This window comes from Helcococcus bovis, assembly GCF_046035835.1.
GTDB lineage: Bacteria > Bacillota > Clostridia > Tissierellales > Peptoniphilaceae > Helcococcus > Helcococcus bovis.
Map to the genome: position 1 here is coordinate 85,705 of NZ_JBFNGB010000002.1, position 21,124 is coordinate 106,828.

Consider the following 21,124-nt stretch of genomic DNA (forward strand, 5'->3'; position numbering starts at 1 on the left):
AGGAGGAACTATGGCAACACTTAATTTAAAAAATATTGATAAAGTGTATGATAATGGATTCCAAGCAGTACACAATTTTAATTTAGATATAGCAGATAAAGAATTTATTGTGTTCGTTGGACCATCAGGTTGTGGTAAATCAACAACATTACGTATGATAGCAGGTTTAGAAGATATTTCTGCAGGGGAATTGTATATTAATGATAGACTTGTAAATAATATGCCACCAAAAGATAGAAATATTGCGATGGTATTTCAATCATATGCTTTATATCCACACATGTCAGTATATGACAATTTAGCATTTGGGTTAAAATTAAAGAAAATACCTAAAGATGATATAGATAGAATGGTTAAAGAAGCTGCTAGAATTCTTGAAATTGAAGAATTATTGGACAGAAAACCAAAACAATTATCCGGGGGACAAAGACAAAGGGTAGCTTTGGGTAGAGCAATCGTTAGAAAAGCAGATGTATTCTTAATGGATGAACCATTATCAAACTTAGATGCAAAATTGAGAATTCAAATGAGATCTGAGTTAATTAAATTACACAGAAGAATGGAAACAACAACAATTTACGTAACACACGATCAAACCGAAGCTATGACAATGGCATCAAGAATTGTTGTTATGAGTAAAGGTTATGTACAACAAATTGGTACACCAAAGGAAATTTATAGTAAACCAGCAAACAAATTTGTTGCTAGCTTTATTGGATCTCCAGCTATGAACTTCTTTAGTGGACAAATTAAAAATGGAAAATTTGTTGCAAATGATTTAGAAGTAAATTTACCAAAAGAACATGAAGAAGTAATAAAAAGATATGAAGGTAAATCAGTTACTTTAGGTATTAGACCAGAAGAATTAAGACTTGTAGATTTTGATAAAGAAGAATTTGCAGAAACAGCATATATGAAGATGTATGTTGAAGTTTCAGAATTATTAGGTCATGAATATATCTTACATGGACATATTTCTGGACAAAAAGCAGTTTCAAAAATCAATGTAGACGTTGATAAATTTGATGAAGCAAGAACAGAATATGATATTAAAGTTGACGCTTCAAAGATTACATTATTTGATGACGAAACAGAGGAAAGCTTATATTAATGAATTATAATAGAATGATTGAATGGCTATATGCTTTTTCTGAAAAAGTATTAGCTTATTTGATAAATATATTTTATACATTTATTTTGACTTTACCAGTGATTTTGGTTGGGCTTTTAATAAAAGGGGGAGATGTAATAAGTTATCCAATATTATTCATCCCTTTAATTACTTTATATTTTATGGCTATAAAATCACTAACATATGCAATTTATAAAATTGTATTTAAGAATGAATCATATTATAGACCATTTTTTCTTCACTCATTAAAAGAAAATTTTATGAGAAATTATTTGTACTATTTTATAGCTGTTTTACTGTTGTATTTTGGTTTAAATAGTACTTATATTATGATAATGAGAGTAAGTGGTGCATTTTGGATGTTATTTGCATTAATAATTATAATGATAGTACCTAATGTGATTTATACAACAATGCAGTTTGCATTGTATGAAACTAAGTCAATAAAAGAAATAATAAATAATTCATTTTTACTTTCAGCAATGTATGGAATAATTACAGTAGCTATGACTTTTATTTTTGTTTGGATGGTATATAATTTTCCAAAATTTCCATTCAGGGTAATAGCGATTGGTGTTCCGATATATTCATTATTTTTAGCTTATATTCATAAGTTAATAGAAAGCAGATTGAATAAAAAATAAGAGGGAAACATGAAAAATAAAAATAAAATAAATAAAGATTCTCGTAAGAGAAGTTTACAATTAGCATGGTTTACAGTCCCTGGATTTGTTTGGTTGATGATATTTTGTTATCTTCCAATGTTTGGTTTAATCGTAGCGTTTAAGGATTATAGAAATATTGATGGTAATTTCTTTACAAGTTTATTTAAAAGTGAATGGACACTAAAGAACTTTGAATTTTTCTTTAAGACTAGTGATGCTTGGTTGGTAACAAGAAATACATTACTATATAACAGTGTATTTATCGTACTAAACATTGTGATTCCATTGATTGTAGCTATAATGTTACATGAATTATTGAATAAGAGAATGGCAAAAGCATATCAAACAGCAACATTCTTACCATATTTCTTATCATGGATTGTTATATCATATTCAGTTTATGCAATGTTGCAAACTGATACAGGTTTATTCAACCAAATAAGAAGGGGGTTAGGATTAGAACCAGTTTCTTGGTATAGAGAACCACAATATTGGCCATTCTTCTATGTATTCTTAAATACATGGAAAGGGCTAGGATATAATACAGTTATATATTTAGCTGCTTTATCAGGAATTGATAAGTCATTATATGAAGCAGCATCAATTGATGGTGCAAGCAAATTACAACAAGCAAAACACATAACTGTTCCTCTATTAAGACCAGTTATTGTTATAATATTTATACTATCATTGGGTGGTATTTTCAGATCAGACTTCGGTCTATTCTTCCACATTCCAAACAGTGGTGGTGGGGCAGCATCATTGAGAAAAGTATCAGAAGTTATTGATACATATACTTATAAGTTATTGATTAACAGTGGTAATATCAAACAATCAGCAGCTATTGGTTTCTTCCAATCTGTAATAGGATTTATTTTAATCTTTACTGCTAATAAGATTGTTAAGAGATATGATCCTGAAAGAGCAATTTATTAGAAGGAGGATTACAAAATGGCAAAAAAGAAATTAAAATCAAGTATAGCTATTTCTGGTGGAACAAATATTATATTTAATATTTTGTTATTCGTTATAGCAGCTACGTGTATCTTCCCACTATTATATGTATTTTCAGTATCATTAAGCACAAAAGAATCAATAGCACAATATGGATATCAAATTATACCTAAAGAAATAACTTTAGCATCATATCAACAAATTTTAGGAAATGGTAGCTCGATATTAAATGCATTTAAGAATTCAGTAATTCTTACAATAGTTGGTACATTGACAGGTTCATTTACAATTATTACTTATGCATATGCAATGTCAAGAAATGATTTTCTATATAGAAAGTTCTTTAACACAGTAGCATTTATTCCTATGTTATTTGGTGGTGGAATGGTTGCTAACTATATCGTTATGGTAAATGTTTTAGGATTAAAAAACACACCATTTGCACTTTTGTTACCATTACTATTTAATACATTTTATCTAGTAATCATGAGAACATTCTTCCAAACAAGTGTTCCATTTGCGTTAATTGAAGCAGCTATGGTGGATGGAGCAAATGAGTTTGACATATTCTTCAAAATTGTTTTACCAATTTCATTACCTGGTATTGCTACAATCGCACTATTCTTAACATTAGGATATTGGAATGATTGGTTTAATGCAATGTTATATTTGGATGATACATTTTCACCATATGCAACATTACAATATATGTTGATTCAAATTCAAAGAACAATAGAAGTTGTTATTTTGAAGGGTGATAAAATGGGTTCAGTTGCTAAAGAAGCTTTACAATCATTACCAACAGATGGTATTAGAATGGCTATAGTTATAGTAACTACATTCCCAATTGCTTTATCATATCCATTCTTCCAAAGATACTTTGTACAAGGTTTAACTTTGGGAGCTGTTAAAGAATAATATTAATATTGAAATGTGAAATGTGAAATCATAAAGCTATATGATTTCACATTTTTTTATAAATTAATTTAAAATTAATAAATAATAATTAAATGAATAAAATACGTGAAATAATATTTTACAAAAATTTAATATTTTAATTTTATTAATAAAGTAAAATTAAGTAAAATACAGAAAAATACGTAGATAGTAGATGATTTAAGCATTTTTTTATAAAATATTTTTAAATTAGTATATGAAAATATAATCATTTTTTTATAAAAAAAAGATAAAAAAAAGAAAATTTAATCTTTATTGATGATTTCGTTGTCAAAAATTGATTTTCATAGTAAAATATATTTGTAAGTAAGAGTTAAGACTCTTCAAACAAGATAAATATATATTATATATTAGGAGGAAAATATATATGAAAAAAATTATTGCTTCATTATTAGCTTTAGTTTTAGTTTTTGGTTTAGTAGCATGTGGCCAAAAGAAAGACGAAACTAAAAAAGAAGGAGAAAAGAAAGAAACACCAACTATAACATATTTGGTTCACGCTGCAGGTAAAGATAAAGATAAGGTTGCAGAAAAAATTAATGAAAGATTAGCTGAATTAAAAGCTAACTACAAAATTAAATTTATCGCTTTTTCATGGGGTGACTATGAAACAAAGATTGGTTTATTAGCTAGAGGTGCTGACAAAGAAACATTTGACTTAGCAACAACAGCTTCATGGTTAGGACCTTTCAAAACATTGGTTGCTGACAATGGTTTATTAGACTTAAATCCATATTTAGAAAAAAATGCTCCAAAATTAGCAAAAGCATTAACAGATGCTCAAAAAGCTGGTGCTTCAATTGATGGAAAATTATATGGTATCCAAACAATTATTGATAAAGCTCCAATGGCTAGAGATATGTTTATTTGGAACGTAAAAGAATTAGAAAAAATTGGTATGAAAGCTGCTGATGTAAAGAAAATTACAGATATACAAGGTTTAGAACCAGTATTGAAAGCTTATAAAGAAAAATTCCCAGAAAAAACACCTATGAGAGGTGACGTATGGGCAGAAAGAAGATTAGATAACTTTATTAGAACAAAATCTGATGGAACATACACAGTAGAAAACTACTTAGCATCACCAGAATTAAAAGCAAAATTTGAATTAGTTGCTAAATATAGAGATGCAGGATACCTAGGAAAAGAATCAGGTACAGAAAATGATCCATTAAAAGAAACACAAAAACAACCAGATCAATGGTTAGTATCAAGAGGTGAAGGGGAACCAGGTTCAGAAGCAACATGGACAGACCAAAATAAAACACCTGTTGTAGCAGTTCCAATCGCTGAAGATAATGTATTATACAACGAAAACGTACAAGGTAAATTAACATCAGTTTACGCACATACAAAATATCCAGAACAAGCTGTAAACTTTATTGAATTAGCAAGATTTGATGAAAAAATTCAAAACTTATTAGCATGGGGTATTGAAGGTACACACTACAACGTTAAAGACGGTAGAGCAGTTCCTGTTGATAAACAAGAAGGATGGAATCCATGGAGAAATCAATGGTCAAATGACGTAAGAATTCCAGAACCAGCAGGAGCAGATATCAATTCACCAGAAATGCAAAAGAAAATTGAAGAATATGTAAAACCAATAGTTCCTGCAGCTGACTTAGGATTCAATCCAAGCAAAGATTTACAAACAAAGATTAGTAATGTTTTAGCAGCAAGAGATGGTTTAGCAGACTTACAAAATGGTAGAATGGATGTTTATGAAGAATTTGTAAAACGTGTTAAAGATGCTGGCGCAGATGAAGTTGTTAAAGAATTAAAAGCTGAATTTGATGCTTGGTATGCAAAAAATCATAAATAAGATTTGAAAATATTTTAGGATGGGATCTTTCCCATCCTTTTTTTATGAGGTTTTTATGAAGCAAAAGAATATTAAAAATGTAAATAAAAAGAATGTAGATCATATAGAATTAGATGATAAACAATATCATTTTTTTAAAGAGGATTCTGAATTTGTAAATGTTCATTTTTCAAATACAAATACTATAGAAAATCCATACAAGCATGTTATGTTCAAAATTAACGATAAAAATGAACTAATAATTGATGGTAATAGTGCAAAATTAATATTTCATGGAGATATTAATACTTTTTTAATTGAAAATTCTAAAAATATTACAATTAAGAATTTAACAATAGATTATTTTAAACCTACGGCAGTAGAACTTTATGTGAAAAGCGTAAATGAAAAGTCAAAATATGTTGATTATAAAATTTCAAAAACATTTAATTATGAAATAGATGGAAAGGATATTATTTGGAAATCAGAAAAATCATTAGATGGATACTATTGGAAAGAAAAGAATAATTTTAATTCATATGCAGTTACAATTTTTGATTTAAAAAATAAATATTCTAAAAGATTGGATTTAAATGAAGGACCATTTTCTAATCAAATTATGATAAAAAAAATTGATGAAGGAATAAGAGTTTATTATAATAAAATACCAAAGTCCGCTTCAGAAGATTATATAATTTGTCTTAACGAGTCATGCAATAGAGATAATGCAGGATTTTCAATTATTGAATCTAAGAACATTAAATTTGAAAATGTAACATTTAATTATTTACATGGTTTCGGACTACTATTACAAATGTGTGAAAATGTAGTATTTGACAATTGCAAGTTTGTTGGAAATGATAGACATATGGTAACTAGTTTTGCGGATTCAATTCATGTTTCTGGATTAAAAGGTAAAATTGAAATTAAAAATTGTGTATTTGATTCTTCACTTGATGATTCAATTAATATACATGGAACATATGTAAGAGTAGAAAATGTTGAAAAAAATAAAGCTATTATGAGATATGTGCATCATCAACAAGGAGGATTTAATCAATTTTTTGTTGGAGATGAAGTAGATTTTTTTGACAGAAATTCTTTAAAAAGAGTTGGAAATAAGTCATATAAAGTTGTTGATGTTATTAACCCTGGAGAATATTCTAAAGATTTGCAATATATGGAAGTATATTTTGATGAAGATTTGCCAGATTATTTAAATGAAAAAATGGAAAATGAAGGTAAATATGTAGCTGAAAACATATCGTATACACCAGAAGTACTAATAGAAAATAATAAGTTTAGTAACATTCCTACTAGAGCAATATTATGTACAACTAGAAAAAAATCTATAATTAGAAATAATATTTTTGAAAATATAACTATGGCATCTATTTACCTTTCAAATGACGCTAATGAGTGGTATGAATCAGGTAAGATAGAAGATATGTTAATAGAGAATAATATTTTTAAATATAATGAAGAATTTTTAAGATTAAACGATACTAAATCTATTTGGATAAATCCGATTTTAAAATATGAAAATAATGATGTATTTATTCATAAAAATATAAAAATAATAAATAATAAATTTGAAATAAAAAAAGAAAAAGCTATCATTTATAAAAATACTTCTAATATTTTTATGGATGAAAATGTATATAAGAAGTGAAATTATTTTCAAAAAAATAGTACTAAAAGTATAAGTATTAAATATCCAGTCAATATCGTCAAATACTTGAGTTTAGATACTTTTGATTGTAAAATTATATTATATAAAGATATATTAATTTTAGGAGGATAGATGAAAAAAATAGTTCATGTTGTATCGCATTCTCATTGGGATAGAGAGTGGTATATGCCTCTAGTTAGCCATCAGATGAGACTTGTTGATCTTATTGATGGAATTATAGAAGCTTCAAAAGATAATAAATTTATCTCCTTCCAAATGGATGGACATTATTTACCAATAGAAGATTATTTAGCAATTAGACCGGAAAATAGAGATATAGTATATAAATTAATAAAAGAAGGTAAGATTATTATTGGACCTTGGTATATTCTTCAAGATTCATTTTTAACATCTGGAGAGTCAAATGTTAGAAATCTTGAAATTGGTATGAAAAAATCTGAAGAACTTGGTGTGCCAGCACAAATTGGATATTTTCCAGATACATTTGGAAATATAGGTCAAGCACCTCAAATTTTGAAAAAAGCAGGCATTAATAATGCTTACTTTGGTAGAGGTGTTAAAGCAACAGGTTTTGCTAATGTTGTATTTGAAGATTATACTTCAAGCAGTTCGGAAATGTATTGGCAATCACCAGACGGTTCAAAAGTTTTAGGTATTTTATTTGCAAATTGGTACTGTAATGGTGTTGATATTCCTTATGAAACAGAATTAATGAAGAAATATCTAGATAAAAAAATTGAAGATATGGAAAAATATGCTTCAACAAGACATTTATTATTAATGAATGGATGTGATCATTCTCCAGTTCAAAAAAATATTGGTGAAATTATCGAAAAAGCAAATACTTTATATGAAGATTATGAATTTGTACATTCTAACTTAGATAATTACTACGAATCAGTTGCTTCAGAGGTAGATAGTTCAAAATTATCAGTAATTAAGGGAGAATTAAGATCTCAAACTACAAATGGATGGGGAACATTACAAGGTACATCTTCTTCAAGATATAGATTGAAAAATTATAATAAAACAATTGAAATGAGATTGGAAGAAGTCGTTCAACCACTTTACACAATGCTATTTGATAAAGAAAAATATCCAGTAGATAAAATTGATTATGTATATAGAACTTTATTTACAAATCATCCACATGATAGTATTTGTGGATGTTCAGTTGATTCGGTGCATGATGGTAATATTAGAAGATTCAAGACTTGTGTTGAAGGTTTAGATTATTTAGAAAATCAAGCTAGAAAATATTTAAATGAAAATATAAAAAATAACTATAAAGAAGATCACGTATTTACAGTTATAAATACAACACCATACCATCAAAGAAAAGAAGCAACTATTGAAATTGAATATGATAAGAGATATTTTTCAGGATTTGAATATTTGAAATTTACACAAGAAATGAAAAAAGAAAGAATCCCTAATCTAAAAGTTGTTGATGATTATATTGAATATGACACATATGTAAAAGATTTAGGTGTATTATTTGATTATGAGCTACCTGATAATCAATTTAGAAGAGGATACTTTACAAGAAAAATACAAGTTAAGTTTGTTACAGAATTAGATCCATTTGAAAGAAGAATATTTAGATTAGTCCCTAAAGATGATTATATTGGAAAACCAAATATGATTGATACTAGAGAAGTTGATACAAATATTTTGAATTTCAAGATTGAAGACAATGCTACATTGACAATAACTGATAAGAGAAATAATAAAGTATATAAAAATGTATTCATGATTGAAGACAGTGGAGATATCGGAAATGAGTATATCTACAAACAATCTGGTGATAAAAAAATTATTAAGAGCTCAACTTTAGTTGACTATTCAGTTGAAGAATTAACAACAAAACTTTACGAAATAAAGATGACAGAAAAAATTTCTGTTCCAAAAAGCGCTGCAGAACAATTATTGGATGAACAAAAATTGGTAATTGCTGTAGAAAACAGAACTGCACCACGTTCGGATGAATATGTAGATATTTTAGTATATAAAAGAATTAAAATTGATAAATTGAAATCAACAGTCACCGCAAAAATTAAATTTGAAAATACTGCAAAAGATCATAGAATGAGAATTTTAATAGATCATAACTTGGATACAGATAAAGTAAATGCGGAATCAATATTTGAGGTTGTATCAAGAGACGCATATCCTCCAAAAACATGGGAAAATCCAGATTATGCTCAAAACTTTAATAGATTTGTAGAAATGCATGATAAAGATGGTGGATTTACAATATCTTCAATTGGTGTTCAAGAATACGAACAAACAGAAGATGGATTGGCATTGACATTATTTAGAGCTGTTGGTGAAATGGGCGATTGGGGATATTTCCCAACACCAGATGCACAAAGTCAAGAATTTTTAAGATTTGAATTTCATTTAGACTTCTTTGTAAAAGATTATGTATCTTCATGGCAAAGAGCATTAGGAAATAGAGTACCATACTTTACAACACAAATTGCTAAAAATGAAGGGAAAATTGAAGCAAATACAGCTTATGATATGAATTTAGGATCAAATATTTTTTCTACATTGTATAGAAATGAAAAAGGTGAAAGAATTTTAAGAGTATATAATCCAGACAAGATTACACATAGACTATATGTTCAAAATGGTGAAATATGCGATATTTTAGGACGTAAGCCATTAAATGACGATACATTAAATAATAGCTTCTTAAATCCATATGAAATAAGAACAATTAAATGGGAGGATTAATGAAAAATATTGTAAATGAATTGATAACATTTGTAGAAAAATCTGATTTAAGCGATAAACTTAAAGCAATGTTCAAAAATGCGATTCAAAATACATTCACAACAACAATTAAAATTACCGATAGAGATGATGCTTTTGTTTTAACAGGAGATATTCCAGCAATGTGGTTAAGAGATTCAAGTGCTCAAATTAGACCTCTATTTTATATTGATTCTAAAGATGCTGATGAATTAATTAAAAAAGTAATAAAAAGACAATGGTTTAGCATTGAAAAAGATACGTATGCAAATGCTTTTAATGAAACAGGTGATGATTCAAAATGGACTCATGATGATATAACAGATTTTGATAGTCCTTGGGTGTGGGAAAGAAAATATGAATTGGATTCAGTAGCATATATGTTTCAATTACTTCATATGTATTATGAAAAAACCAAAGATGCAACAATAATTGATGAACATATCTCAAAATGGATGGAGGTTTTAGTAGATCAATTAATACTTGAACAAAATCATGAAAAATCACCATATAGATTTGAAAGACCAAATCCATGGGCTCCAAGTGATTCATTAAGAGAATCAAATATGGGAACGCCAGTAGGAGTGACAGGCATGTCATGGTCAGGATTTAGACCAAGTGATGATTCATGTGAATTGCAATATTTAATTCCAGCTAATGCATTTACAGTTGTTTCATTAAACAAAACTGTTGAAATGTTGGAAGAAATTAATTTTGCAAATACTGAACTAATTGAAAAAATGAAAAAACTATCTAAAGAAATTAATGATGGTATTGAAAAATATGGATTAATTAAAAATGAACAATTTGGAGAAATATTTGCCTATGAAGTAGATGGATTAGGAAATCAGATATTTATGGATGATGCTAATGTTCCAAGTTTATTATCACTACCATATTTAGGATATACTTCAAAAGAAGATGAGGTATATCTAAATACTAGAAAAGCTGTGCTCTCAGAAATGAATCCATATTTCTATGAAGGAAGTGTTGCTAAAGGTGTTGGATCTCCTCACACTCCAGAAAGATATATCTGGCATATAGCTTTATCAATTCAATTAATGACATCAACAGATAAAGAAGAAATAGATCAAATACTAAAATGGTTTGAAACAACTGATGCGGACACAAATCTATTACATGAAGGGTTTGATGTGGATAACCCATATAAATTTACAAGAGAATGGTTTTCATGGTCAAATTCAATGTTTTGTGAAGCTATTTTAACATATTTAGGCAAAAAGATAATTAAAAAATAAAGAAATAAAAAATACTAAAAGGGTTTAAACCCTTTTAGTATATATTTCACATATTATATCAATGTATATTAAAATTGGTAACATTTTAGATATAGAATATTCATAAGTAGAATATCCAGGTGTTTTAAGTAAATAATCAGAATAATTTTTTAATGAAGAATTAACATTTCCTGATATAGAGAAGATTGTTGCGTTGTGATTTTTTGCATTTTCACAAGCTTCTAATATATGCGTATTTTCACCAGAAAGTGAAATACATATTAATAAGTCATTTTCAGACAAATTATTTGAAAGAATGTTAATTCCATATGGTTCCTTAGCATAGTCAAGATTGTTTAATCCAATCTCGCCTAATTTGAACATCATTTCATTTGCTATTAATCCACTAGAACCTATGCCGACTATTACTATTCTGTGAAATTTATCTAAATTATGAATTAATTCTACAATATCTTTGTCAAATTCTTTAATATCATTAATCACAGAAGTATAAATTTTTTGTGTTTGATATTTTTCAGGTTCTTGAATATTTTGTAGAGCAAATTTTAGCTCATTAAATCCGTCAAAACCTAATTTTTTAGCAAATCTAGTGATAGTAGAATTTGAAACGTAGAATGCTTTAGATAATTCACTTATATAAGAATCAAAAATTTCAATATTACTTTCTCCAAGTCTATCAAGAAATTCTTGTTCAAGATGGGAAAGTTTAATAGAGTTTTTTGAAATAAGATTTTTTATAAAATTATATGATTTATTCATTTCATCACCTCATTATGAGTACAATTAACTGTATACAAATATAATTATATCATAGCATAAAAAAAAATGTAGGAGAATTTTATGTATTTAATATTTGATATTGGTGGTTCATCTACTAAAATAGGAATTATAAAAGACAAAGAAATAATAAAAAAATACTCTATTGATAGAATAAACACTCTTGAAGAATTTTTATTGATGCTTGAAGAACAGGTGCAAAAAAATATTTATTCATACAATATAAAAGGAATAGGATTTAGCAGTCCTGGCACAGTAGATTCTAAAACTGGAAATATTTATGGATTAAGCGCTATTGATTATATTCATGAATATAATTTTGCAAAACATATACAAGATAAATTTAATCTACCAGTAGCGATAGAAAATGATGCTAATTGTGCTGCATTGGCTCAAATGTTTATGGACACGCCAAAAGAAAAAGATATTGCATTTGTAATTGTTGGAACCGGGATAGGTGGGGCAATTATAAAAGACAAAGAAATTATTAGAGGTCGCAGACTTGAAGCTGGAGAATTTGGTTATATGTTATTAAAAAATATAGAAGGAGAATACACCAATTTTTCCAGACTTGCAACAATTCCAAATGTAGTCTCTAGAATTAAAGAAAAATACAATATAGTGGAAAAACCTCATATAGTATTGGAAAAATACTTTAATAAAATAGAGCCATTTTACAGTGAAGTAAGAAAGATGTTTCAATATATGTGCATGGGATTATATAATATTCAATACATATATGACCCGGAAGTAATATATATTGGTGGAGGAATTTCACAATCAGAAAAATATATAGAAGAATTAAAAAACTTCTTGCAACAAGAACCATTCAAATTAGCAGATGTAAAGATTAGACCGGTAACATTTTATAATGATAATAATTTATATGGAGCATATTCAAATTTATTAAAATCAATAGAAAAAGGAGCAAGATTATGAAATCAATAGGTGTAGATATTGGTGGTACAAGTGCAAGAGTTGCATTATTTGATGAGAATTTTAATATTATTTCAAAACAAGTTACACAAACAGGTGATAAAGAATTTGATGATATAATTAATGAAATATCAGAAATGATAAATAAAGTTGATCCAAATCATGAAACAAATGTTGTAGGAATTTGTTCTCCAGGACCTTTAGATAAAGATTTAGGGATGATTCTAGATGCTCCAAATTTACCAAAGTGGAGAAATAAACAATTCTTAAAATTAATAGAAGAAAAAACAAAGAGAAAAACATTTTTAACAAATGATGCAAATGCTGCTGCAATGGCTCAAGCTGTTGGAGATGATAGAGAAACTATTGTATTTATGACAGTTAGTACTGGAGTAGGTGGAGGAATTGTCTACAAAGGTGAACTTATGGAAGGTAAAAAGGTTTATGCTGGAGAATTTGGCTTGATGATTATTTCAGATGATGATAGAAAACATAGTCAATTATATGCTGGAACATTGGAAAGTCTATGTTCGGGTACAGCATTATCGAAAAAAGCAACAGAAGTTTATGGAATAGAAGTTTCTACAAAAGAACTTTTTGAAAAATATGCCGAAAATGATAAAAAAGCAGTAGAAATTATTGAACAATGGACAGAATATTTTTCAAGATCAATTGCTAACTTATTGCAAATTATAGAACCTGAAATATTTTATTTGGGTGGTTCTGTTATTACAAAAAATGAATTTTTAATTGATAAAGTAGTTGAAGCTACAAAAAATAAAGTTTATGAAGGATTAAAAGATAGAATATTTATAGAAGTGGCTAAATTTGGTGATGATGCTGGTTTAGTTGGAGCAGCTAAAAATGGACTAAATAATTTTAATGGAGGAAATAATGATTAAATTTCCTGATGGATTTTACTTTGGGTCAGCTACATCAGCTACACAAAGTGAAGGAAGAGTTGAAGGAGATGGAAAGGGAGATAATATTTGGGATTTATGGTTTGAAAAAGAACCATATAAGTTTCATAATTTAATTGGACCATCAAAGACAAGTTCTTTTTATCAAAATTATAAAGAAGATATAAAATTATTAAAAGCAACAGGTCAAAATTCATTTCGTACATCTATTAGTTGGTCAAGATTATTTCCGAAAGGATATGGAGAAATCAACCAAAAAGCAGTAAGTTTTTACAAAGATGTATTCAAAAGAATAAAGGATGAAGGCTTAACTTTATTCATGAATTTATACCATTTTGATATGCCTGTTGAATTGCAAAATATTGGTGGATGGGAAAATAGAGATGTTGTAGAACATTTTGCCAATTATGCAAAAACAGCATTTGAACTATTTGATGAATATGTGGATAGATGGTTTACATTCAATGAACCAATTGTTCATGTTGAATGTGGTTATTTATTGCAATATCATTATCCTATGGAGGTAAATCCTGAAAAAGCGGTATTGGTTGGGTATCATACTCAATTAGCAAGTGCAAGAGCAATTGAAGAATTTAGAAAATTAAAGTTAAAATCTAAAATTGGTATTGTATTAAACTTAACCCCGGCTATTCCAAGATCTCAACATCCTAAGGATTTGGAAGCAGCAAGATATGCTGAAATGTTTGCGATTAGATCATTTTTAGATCCATCCATTAAAGGTGAATTTCAACCTGAATTCGTTGATCTTTTAAGAGAATACAATTTATTACCAAAAGTTGAAAAATCAGATTTAGAAATTATTAAAAATAATACAATTGATTTCTTGGGAGTAAACTACTATCAACCACTTAGAGTCAAGGCGGTTCAATATGAAATTAAGAAGGATGCAATATTCTTCCCAACAAATTTCTATGAACCTTATGTAATGCCGGGCAGAAGAATCAATCCACATAGAGGATGGGAAATCGATCCTTCAGTAGTTTATGATATTGCTATTTACATCAAAGATAATTATGACAATATTGAATGGATTATTTCGGAAAATGGTATGGGTGTTGAAGGTGAAGAAAAATTCAAAGTTAATGGTCAAATTCAAGACGATTACAGAATTGAATTTATAAAAGAACATTTAACATATTTACACAAAGCAATTGAAGAAGGTGCAAATTGTATAGGTTACCACGTTTGGACATTTATTGATTGTTGGTCATGGTTAAATTCATACAAAAATAGATATGGATTAGTTGAATTAAATCTTGAAACTGGAGAGAGAACAATTAAAAAATCTGGTGAATGGTATAAAAAATTACTTGAAAATAACGGATTTTAATCGATTGAGAATTGAACCGGAAAAGTTTTGTTACTTAACACACAAAACTTTTCCGGATTTTTTATTTTAATGTAGTATTGATAATTTCCTTTAGATAAGTAAGTTTGTAGTGTTCCAACAATATTTGGTATATTAATTTTTTTGATCTTTTTACTAATGATTTCATATTTTGTGATTAATTCGTTTATATTTGATTTCATAATTTCCTCCATATATTCATTATTACATAAAAAACGATAAAGCATACTGTCATTATTGTTACAAAAATTTTATATTACCAGTATATCTAAAAAAAAAATACTTCAAACTTCCTCTAGTGATACATATTTGTTTGTAAATACATTCATATTTTAAAATGTAAAATAAACTTGACATAAAATGTAAAGTTTACTATACTTATTTTGTAAAGTTAACTTAACATTCTATATAAAATTGTAAATACAATATAAAAATAGGAGAGGGTTTGAAAAATAGGATTTCAGAATTAAGGAAAAGTAGAAAACTTACCCAGGAAGAATTTGCAAATGAGCTAGATACTACAAGGCAGACTATTATTTCGTTAGAAAATGGAAAATATACTGCTTCACTTGTTTTAGCATATAAAATTGCAAGATATTTTGGATTGAGTATTGAAGAAGTATTTGATTTTAGTGAAGTGGAGGAGTAATATGTTAGAAAAATTTAGAAAAAAGATAAGAAATAAGACAATTATTTTCTCTTTAGTATTGTTTTTTGCTGTAGTTATGTTAGGAGTTAGTATAATTTATTCTAAAAAAAATACTAATATAGCATTTGTAAGAGGATTTTTTACAGGAATGATTTTCATGCTTATATTTTATATTTTTAGAAATATACAAGCCTTGAGAAATTATGAAAAATTAAAAAAACTATATGCTCAATTCAATGATGAAAGAATAAAATATATAAGTAAAAAAACATCAGAAACTACATTATTCATAATTATTATAATATTATCCTTTATGAGTATAATATTAACAACATTTAATTTAGATTTTTCATTGAGAAACTCATTACAAACTTTTTTGTCAGTAATATTTATAATATATTTTATTTCATATATATATATTATAGTAATAAATATTAAAGGAGGAATTACATGAGATTGGAACTTAAAAACATCAATAAAAGTTTTAATAAAAAGCAAATTTTACATGATGTAAGTTTTGCTATTGAGAGTGGTAAAGCGATGGGATTTTTGGGTAGGAATGGTGCTGGAAAGACAACTACCATAAGAACATTGATGAATGTATTTAACCCAGATAGCGGAGAATTTTTATTAGATGGTTTTCCATTTGATAGAAGAAAATACAAGATAGGATATTTGCCAGAAGAAAGAGGAATGTATCAAAAAATTAATATAATTGATCAACTTGTTTATTTTGGTGAATTAAAAGGAATGAATTCCAAAGATGCTAGAAAATCTGCATTAGAATTGTTAGAAAAAGTGGAACTTAGCGAATATGCTAATAAGAAGTTAGAAACGTTATCTAAAGGAAATCAGCAAAAAGTTCAAATTTTACAAGCTATAATAAATGATCCTGATATTGTAGTATTTGATGAACCTTTTAGTGGATTGGATCCAGTAAATTCAAGAGTTTTAAAGGATATTATTTCAGAATTTATCAAAAAAGATAGGATAGTAATTTTTTCATCACATCAAATGAGCTATGTTGAAGAATTTTGCGATGATGTTACATTTATTAAAAATGGGAAAGTAATTTTATCCGATAATTTAGAAAAAATAAAAGAAGAAAAAGGCAAGGGGAAATATATCATTCAAATAAAAAAAGAAAATAGTTTTGAGAACATAAAATCTATATTAAATGTTGAAAAATTGAATAATAAATATATTTTTGAAGTTGATGAAAATTATGATACAAATGATATTTTAAAAGAAATGATTGAAAATAATATTGAAATATTAAGATTTGAACCTTATAGACCAAATCTTGAAGAAATATTTATTGAATTGGATAAGGAGGCTTAATATGAAACAAATTTTAAGAGTATTTTCTTTTGAAACTAAGCAAAGATTTAGACAAAAGACATTTATAGTTTCTATAGTTATCAGTGCATTAATTTTCTTTGCAATAACATTTGCTCCAAGATTTATATCTGGAAATGAAAATAAAATGTTTAATCCAAATACTAGCGAAAATGTTGAAAATAAGAAAGAATTAGCAATTTTTAATTTAAATAAAATTGACAACTCAGTTATTAATGCTCTTTCAAAAAAATATAAACTAGTTGAGATGAAAAGTGAAGAAGAATTAAGAAATAAAATTAAATTAAAAGAATTTTCAGAAGGTATTGTATTAAAAAGTGAACTTGATGCTAAAGTTTATAGTTCTGTAAGTAAATTATCTGATTTTGGAAATAATGAAATAGAAAAAATTCTTAAGGAAAATTACAAATATAATATTGGATTAAAAGAAGCTGGAATTGATGTAAATAAATTAAATGATATTGAATCTGTAACTCCAAAAGTGGAAGTTGAGTCATTCAGTAGGAATCCTATATCTGGTTTTGTTCTTTCTTATTTTGGTGTAATGTTTTTATATATGATGATAATTCTACATGGTAATTCAATAGCTACAAATGTTGCAAAAGAAAAAGAAAGTAGAACTATGGAAATTCTTATTACTAATGTAAAGTCAAAAGCTCTTATCATTGGTAAAGTATTATCTGGAGTATTTGCAAGTTTAGTACATTTGATGGTAACCTTGGGTGCAGGTCTTATTGGGATTTATATAAATTTACAAGGAAATGATGGCGTAAAAACTATTATAAAAACAATATTATCAGAAATAAAGTATTCTGATTTAGCTGTATTAATTATATTTACACTAATTGGAGTTACATTGTATTACTTTATATTTGCAGCTCTTGGATCATTGGTATCAAGATTAGATGAATTAAATCAAGCATTAACTCCAGCGATGATATTAGTTATGATTGCGTTTTTTGTTCCAATGTTTTCAATGTCAAACGCAGATGGAATAGTAATGAAAATAGCATCATTTATACCATTTACCTCACCATTAGCTATGTTAACTAGATTTTTAATGACAAGTGTGCCTTTAGTTGAAGTAATAATTAGTTTTGTATTACTAATAATATTTACTTTATTGTTTGCACTAATTTCAGTAAAAATCTATAGACAAGGAACTTTAAGCTACGGTAATAAATTAAATATTATAAAAGCTTTAACTCAAAAAATAGAATAAAGTTAAGAGTAAAAGGATCTGTTGCAAAATAAATTTATTAGTTATTTAGTAATAGCACCTATAATAAGGAAATTAATTCTTACAAAACAAGCCCTAGATATTGAAATCTAGGGCTATTTTATGTTTTATTAAATTTTTGTTTAAAAGATGTGTTATTTTACAAAAGTTACTTGTATTATTATATTTTTCTAAATTTTAATAGAGACCCATTTTCCTTGTTTAAATCTATGTCTTAAGAGAATGAATCTTGATAACTGATCACAGGCTATACCTATCCAAATCCCCATTAATCCAAGTCCTAAAACAGAAGTAAATAATATAGTTGCACCTGTTCTAATTATTGTTACAGAAATTATAGATGATATAAGTGTATATTTTACATCACCACCAGCTCTTAAACAACCACCATATATAATTTGAGAAATTTGTAATAATAGAATTATCATTAAAAATCTTATTGTCATTATTCCCATCTCAATTATATGTTCTTCTTTGAAAAATGACATCATTATTTCTCTTGAGAATATAAATAAAATGATTGATAAAATAATAGACATGGCTAAACCAATTCTTTGACAAATATGTCCATATGTAAATGCTAATTTTTTATCTTCCTTACCTAAAGCATTTCCTGAAAGTGCAACAGCAGCAACTTGCATACCATCACCAAATGAAAAACTAACAGATAATAATCCCATTGCTGCATTATGAGCAGCAAATGCAGCGGTACCTAATTTAGCTGCTGTAATAGCTGTAGTTAAAAAACCAATACGCATAAAAATATTTTCTAAGAATAAACTTATACTCAAACTAAAAATCGATTTAACAGCTTCAATTTTAGGTTTGATTTTATGCTTTATTATATATTTAATATTAACAAAGCTTATGATTTTGAAAATTGATGAAACACTCATTATGCATGCAATTACCGAACCTAAAACTGTTGCATAAGCTGCACCACGTATACCTAATTTCGGAAAACCTAAATTGCCATTTATCAATAAAAAGTTAAAAATAACATTAATAATTGATGATGTAAGATTTGTTGTGAATGCTATTTTAGTATTTCCAGTACCTCTTTGAGCAGCGTTTATACACATTGCAATTATATTAAAAAACATTCCTGCAATAATTATATCAAAATATGCTTTAGCCGGATCATGAGTTTCAAAATTACTTCCTGCAAAAAGCATTAAATCATTTGAAAAATAAATAGTAACAAATGTGATTAGAATACATAATATAGCACTAATTGAAATAGCGGTTATAAGAACTATATTTGCACCCTTTCTATCATTTTGTCCTCTTCTTCTAGCGACTAATGCAGATACAGCTGTATTTATTGCAAAGAAAATTGCATAAGCAATAAATTTTGGTTGATTTGTCAAACCTACAGATGCAACAGCATAGCTTCCAAGAGTTGCTACCATCATGGTATCTATTAGTGCTGCAAAGGCTAAGAAAAAACTTTCTAATACAGATGGCCACGCCATTTGTAATGCCTTTTTGTAGTACAATTTATATTTCATTTTATTCCTCTTTCTATAGTTAACACTATATAATTTTACACTTAAAAATTGTAATTTTCAAATGTAAATAAGTTATAATGCTTATTTTAGAAAGTCTTTTATTACGTCAATTGCTTCATCAAAATTTTTAACGAAGTGACCATGTTTTAATATTGCACCTAAAACATAGTGATTCATACCGTAAGTTGGAATATCATATTTGTTTGAAGAAGCTAGTCTAATATCTGAATTAATTCCAATAATAAGTTTTGTGTTTGTATATATTGCAATGCCTAGTTCTACGATTACTCCAGCATCTTCATTTGTAAGATCAGCTATAAAAATATCTGCTTCTTCAACAGCTTTTGTGTCACATTCAAAAATAGAGATAGGAGTTGGTAAACTTTGTTTGTTTTCATTAAATGGTTGATCAATAGGGTTAAAAATATCTAATTCTGGAAAATTTTCCCTTAATAATTTTCCTTCTAATTTTCTTTGAGCTACTTCTGCTTCGTTAAAAAGAGAGCCTGCAACATAAATTTTCATATATCCTCCAAATTTTAATTTAAGATTATTTTATCATATAAAAGATTAAAAAATAAAAAAAAGGATATAAAAAAGTTATAACAGAAAAAAATAAAGGAGTTAATTATGGAATTTAAATTTAAGGGAAATCCAATACATTTATTAGGAACACAAGTTAAAGTTGGTGATAAGGCACCAGATTTTAAGGCAACAAAGGCAGATATGACATCATATCAATTGAGTGAAGATTTAGGAAAAACAGTAGTTTTGTCAGTTGTGCCATCAGTTGATACAAGTCTGTGTTCGATTCAAACAAAATTATTTAATGAAGAAGCTACAAAATTGAGTGAAGAAGTAAGAATAGTGACTGTATCACTTGACTTGCCATTTGCGCAACAAAGATTTTGTGCTGCAGAAGGTATAGAAAATATAATAACAGTTTCTGATTACAAAGAAAGAGAATTTGGTAATAAATACGGATTCTTGATTGATGAATTAAAATTATTAGCAAGAGGAATTGTTATCGTAGATAGAGAAGGAAACGTGGCATATACAGAATATCTTGAAGATTCTGCAACAGAAGTAGATTTCAAATCTGCATTAGAAAAAGTAAAAGAATTATTAAAGTAGGCTGT

At 27.3% G+C, this 21,124-nt stretch carries 20 protein-coding genes; 16 read left to right on the plus strand and 4 right to left on the minus strand.

Going from position 1 to position 21,124, the window contains the following annotated elements; genetic code table 11:
- The first annotated feature begins 10 nt into the window (after positions 1-10).
- From ABGF48_RS01155 to ABGF48_RS01190, 8 genes are all read left to right on the plus strand, one after another.
- Positions 11-1,111, plus strand: a complete 1,101-nt coding sequence (locus tag ABGF48_RS01155; RefSeq protein ID WP_408104531.1) for an ABC transporter ATP-binding protein — start codon at positions 11-13, stop codon at positions 1,109-1,111.
- Complete coding sequence (locus ABGF48_RS01160; protein ID WP_408104532.1) at positions 1,111-1,776, plus strand: hypothetical protein; 666 nt, start codon at positions 1,111-1,113, stop codon at positions 1,774-1,776. Before ABGF48_RS01155 ends, ABGF48_RS01160 begins: the two co-directional genes overlap by 1 nt.
- Before the next feature lie 9 nt (positions 1,777-1,785).
- Positions 1,786-2,733: an ABC transporter permease gene (locus ABGF48_RS01165; RefSeq protein WP_408104533.1), complete on the plus strand. Its 948-nt coding sequence runs from the start codon at positions 1,786-1,788 to the stop codon at positions 2,731-2,733.
- A gap of 15 nt (positions 2,734-2,748) precedes the next feature.
- On the plus strand, positions 2,749-3,669 hold the full coding sequence (locus ABGF48_RS01170; protein ID WP_408104534.1) for a carbohydrate ABC transporter permease: 921 nt from the start codon (positions 2,749-2,751) through the stop codon (positions 3,667-3,669).
- Between the two features lie 406 nt (positions 3,670-4,075).
- Positions 4,076-5,533: a hypothetical protein gene (locus ABGF48_RS01175; RefSeq protein ID WP_408104535.1), complete on the plus strand. Its 1,458-nt coding sequence runs from the start codon at positions 4,076-4,078 to the stop codon at positions 5,531-5,533.
- A gap of 55 nt (positions 5,534-5,588) precedes the next feature.
- The gene (locus tag ABGF48_RS01180) at positions 5,589-7,184 is read left to right on the plus strand and encodes an alpha-1,3-galactosidase-related protein (RefSeq protein ID WP_408104536.1); all 1,596 of its coding nucleotides are present in this window, start codon (positions 5,589-5,591) and stop codon (positions 7,182-7,184) included.
- A gap of 132 nt (positions 7,185-7,316) precedes the next feature.
- Positions 7,317-9,947, plus strand: coding sequence for an alpha-mannosidase (locus tag ABGF48_RS01185; protein ID WP_408104537.1), 2,631 nt, complete (start codon positions 7,317-7,319; stop codon positions 9,945-9,947).
- Complete coding sequence (locus ABGF48_RS01190) at positions 9,947-11,224, plus strand: glycoside hydrolase family 125 protein (protein WP_408104538.1); 1,278 nt, start codon at positions 9,947-9,949, stop codon at positions 11,222-11,224. Before ABGF48_RS01185 ends, ABGF48_RS01190 begins: the two co-directional genes overlap by 1 nt.
- Before the next feature lie 24 nt (positions 11,225-11,248).
- Here the strand turns inward: ABGF48_RS01190 and ABGF48_RS01195 are convergent, their stop codons facing one another.
- The gene (locus ABGF48_RS01195) at positions 11,249-11,983 is read right to left on the minus strand and encodes a MurR/RpiR family transcriptional regulator (RefSeq protein ID WP_408104539.1); all 735 of its coding nucleotides are present in this window, start codon (positions 11,981-11,983) and stop codon (positions 11,249-11,251) included.
- A gap of 81 nt (positions 11,984-12,064) precedes the next feature.
- Between ABGF48_RS01195 and ABGF48_RS01200 the strand changes: the two genes are divergently transcribed.
- From ABGF48_RS01200 to ABGF48_RS01210, 3 genes are read left to right on the plus strand one after another with little or no spacing between them, the layout of a single operon-like run.
- Positions 12,065-12,940: an ROK family protein gene (locus ABGF48_RS01200; protein ID WP_408104540.1), complete on the plus strand. Its 876-nt coding sequence runs from the start codon at positions 12,065-12,067 to the stop codon at positions 12,938-12,940.
- Positions 12,937-13,839 (plus strand): ROK family protein, encoded by a 903-nt coding sequence (locus ABGF48_RS01205; protein WP_408104541.1) that lies wholly within the window; start codon positions 12,937-12,939, stop codon positions 13,837-13,839. The genes ABGF48_RS01200 and ABGF48_RS01205 overlap by 4 nt, the downstream gene beginning before the upstream one ends.
- Positions 13,832-15,208 (plus strand): glycoside hydrolase family 1 protein, encoded by a 1,377-nt coding sequence (locus ABGF48_RS01210; RefSeq protein ID WP_408104542.1) that lies wholly within the window; start codon positions 13,832-13,834, stop codon positions 15,206-15,208. The genes ABGF48_RS01205 and ABGF48_RS01210 overlap by 8 nt, the downstream gene beginning before the upstream one ends.
- Here ABGF48_RS01210 and ABGF48_RS01215 read toward each other — a convergent pair.
- On the minus strand, positions 15,205-15,408 hold the full coding sequence (locus ABGF48_RS01215) for a hypothetical protein (protein ID WP_408104543.1): 204 nt from the start codon (positions 15,406-15,408) through the stop codon (positions 15,205-15,207). The two genes, ABGF48_RS01210 and ABGF48_RS01215, sit on opposite strands and share 4 nt — an antisense overlap.
- A gap of 263 nt (positions 15,409-15,671) precedes the next feature.
- On the opposite strand from ABGF48_RS01215, the gene ABGF48_RS01220 reads away from it, so the two are divergent.
- The 4 genes from ABGF48_RS01220 to ABGF48_RS01235 are packed head-to-tail and all read left to right on the plus strand — an operon-like array spanning position 15,672 to position 18,456.
- Complete coding sequence (locus tag ABGF48_RS01220) at positions 15,672-15,875, plus strand: helix-turn-helix transcriptional regulator (RefSeq protein WP_408104544.1); 204 nt, start codon at positions 15,672-15,674, stop codon at positions 15,873-15,875.
- A 1-nt stretch (position 15,876) separates the two neighbouring features.
- Entirely contained in the window at positions 15,877-16,329 is a 453-nt protein-coding gene (locus tag ABGF48_RS01225; RefSeq protein ID WP_408104545.1) for a DUF2178 domain-containing protein, read from the plus strand.
- Positions 16,326-17,216: an ABC transporter ATP-binding protein gene (locus ABGF48_RS01230; protein WP_408104546.1), complete on the plus strand. Its 891-nt coding sequence runs from the start codon at positions 16,326-16,328 to the stop codon at positions 17,214-17,216. Before ABGF48_RS01225 ends, ABGF48_RS01230 begins: the two co-directional genes overlap by 4 nt.
- 1 nt (position 17,217) lies before the next feature.
- Positions 17,218-18,456 carry an ABC transporter permease gene (locus tag ABGF48_RS01235; RefSeq protein ID WP_408104547.1) on the plus strand — a complete coding sequence of 413 codons (1,239 nt, stop codon included), beginning with the start codon at positions 17,218-17,220 and terminating at the stop codon, positions 18,454-18,456.
- A gap of 188 nt (positions 18,457-18,644) precedes the next feature.
- Here the strand turns inward: ABGF48_RS01235 and ABGF48_RS01240 are convergent, their stop codons facing one another.
- A complete protein-coding gene (locus ABGF48_RS01240; RefSeq protein ID WP_408104548.1) occupies positions 18,645-19,985 on the minus strand; it encodes an MATE family efflux transporter in 1,341 nt (446 codons plus the stop codon).
- Positions 19,986-20,066: 81 nt separating this feature from the next.
- Positions 20,067-20,510: a nucleoside 2-deoxyribosyltransferase gene (locus tag ABGF48_RS01245; RefSeq protein WP_408104549.1), complete on the minus strand. Its 444-nt coding sequence runs from the start codon at positions 20,508-20,510 to the stop codon at positions 20,067-20,069.
- A gap of 105 nt (positions 20,511-20,615) precedes the next feature.
- Between ABGF48_RS01245 and tpx the strand changes: the two genes are divergently transcribed.
- Entirely contained in the window at positions 20,616-21,119 is a 504-nt protein-coding gene (tpx, locus tag ABGF48_RS01250) for a thiol peroxidase (protein ID WP_408104550.1), read from the plus strand.
- Positions 21,120-21,124 lie beyond the last annotated feature (5 nt).

Excerpts from the sequence above, each read along its gene's own strand:
- ABGF48_RS01155 (WP_408104531.1), top strand. The coding sequence starts at position 11 with ATGGCAACACTTAATTTAAAAAATATTGATAAAGTGTATGATAATGGA.
- ABGF48_RS01160 (WP_408104532.1), top strand. The coding sequence starts at position 1,111 with ATGAATTATAATAGAATGATTGAATGGCTATATGCTTTTTCTGAAAAA.
- ABGF48_RS01165 (WP_408104533.1), top strand. The coding sequence starts at position 1,786 with ATGAAAAATAAAAATAAAATAAATAAAGATTCTCGTAAGAGAAGTTTA.
- ABGF48_RS01170 (WP_408104534.1), top strand. The coding sequence starts at position 2,749 with ATGGCAAAAAAGAAATTAAAATCAAGTATAGCTATTTCTGGTGGAACA.
- ABGF48_RS01175 (WP_408104535.1), top strand. The coding sequence starts at position 4,076 with ATGAAAAAAATTATTGCTTCATTATTAGCTTTAGTTTTAGTTTTTGGT.
- ABGF48_RS01180 (WP_408104536.1), top strand. The coding sequence starts at position 5,589 with ATGAAGCAAAAGAATATTAAAAATGTAAATAAAAAGAATGTAGATCAT.
- ABGF48_RS01185 (WP_408104537.1), top strand. The coding sequence starts at position 7,317 with ATGAAAAAAATAGTTCATGTTGTATCGCATTCTCATTGGGATAGAGAG.
- ABGF48_RS01190 (WP_408104538.1), top strand. The coding sequence starts at position 9,947 with ATGAAAAATATTGTAAATGAATTGATAACATTTGTAGAAAAATCTGAT.
- ABGF48_RS01195 (WP_408104539.1), bottom strand. The coding sequence starts at position 11,983 with ATGAATAAATCATATAATTTTATAAAAAATCTTATTTCAAAAAACTCT.
- ABGF48_RS01200 (WP_408104540.1), top strand. The coding sequence starts at position 12,065 with ATGTATTTAATATTTGATATTGGTGGTTCATCTACTAAAATAGGAATT.
- ABGF48_RS01205 (WP_408104541.1), top strand. The coding sequence starts at position 12,937 with ATGAAATCAATAGGTGTAGATATTGGTGGTACAAGTGCAAGAGTTGCA.
- ABGF48_RS01210 (WP_408104542.1), top strand. The coding sequence starts at position 13,832 with ATGATTAAATTTCCTGATGGATTTTACTTTGGGTCAGCTACATCAGCT.
- ABGF48_RS01215 (WP_408104543.1), bottom strand. The coding sequence starts at position 15,408 with ATGAAATCAAATATAAACGAATTAATCACAAAATATGAAATCATTAGT.
- ABGF48_RS01225 (WP_408104545.1), top strand. The coding sequence starts at position 15,877 with ATGTTAGAAAAATTTAGAAAAAAGATAAGAAATAAGACAATTATTTTC.
- ABGF48_RS01230 (WP_408104546.1), top strand. The coding sequence starts at position 16,326 with ATGAGATTGGAACTTAAAAACATCAATAAAAGTTTTAATAAAAAGCAA.
- ABGF48_RS01235 (WP_408104547.1), top strand. The coding sequence starts at position 17,218 with ATGAAACAAATTTTAAGAGTATTTTCTTTTGAAACTAAGCAAAGATTT.
- ABGF48_RS01240 (WP_408104548.1), bottom strand. The coding sequence starts at position 19,985 with ATGAAATATAAATTGTACTACAAAAAGGCATTACAAATGGCGTGGCCA.
- ABGF48_RS01245 (WP_408104549.1), bottom strand. The coding sequence starts at position 20,510 with ATGAAAATTTATGTTGCAGGCTCTCTTTTTAACGAAGCAGAAGTAGCT.
- tpx (WP_408104550.1), top strand. The coding sequence starts at position 20,616 with ATGGAATTTAAATTTAAGGGAAATCCAATACATTTATTAGGAACACAA.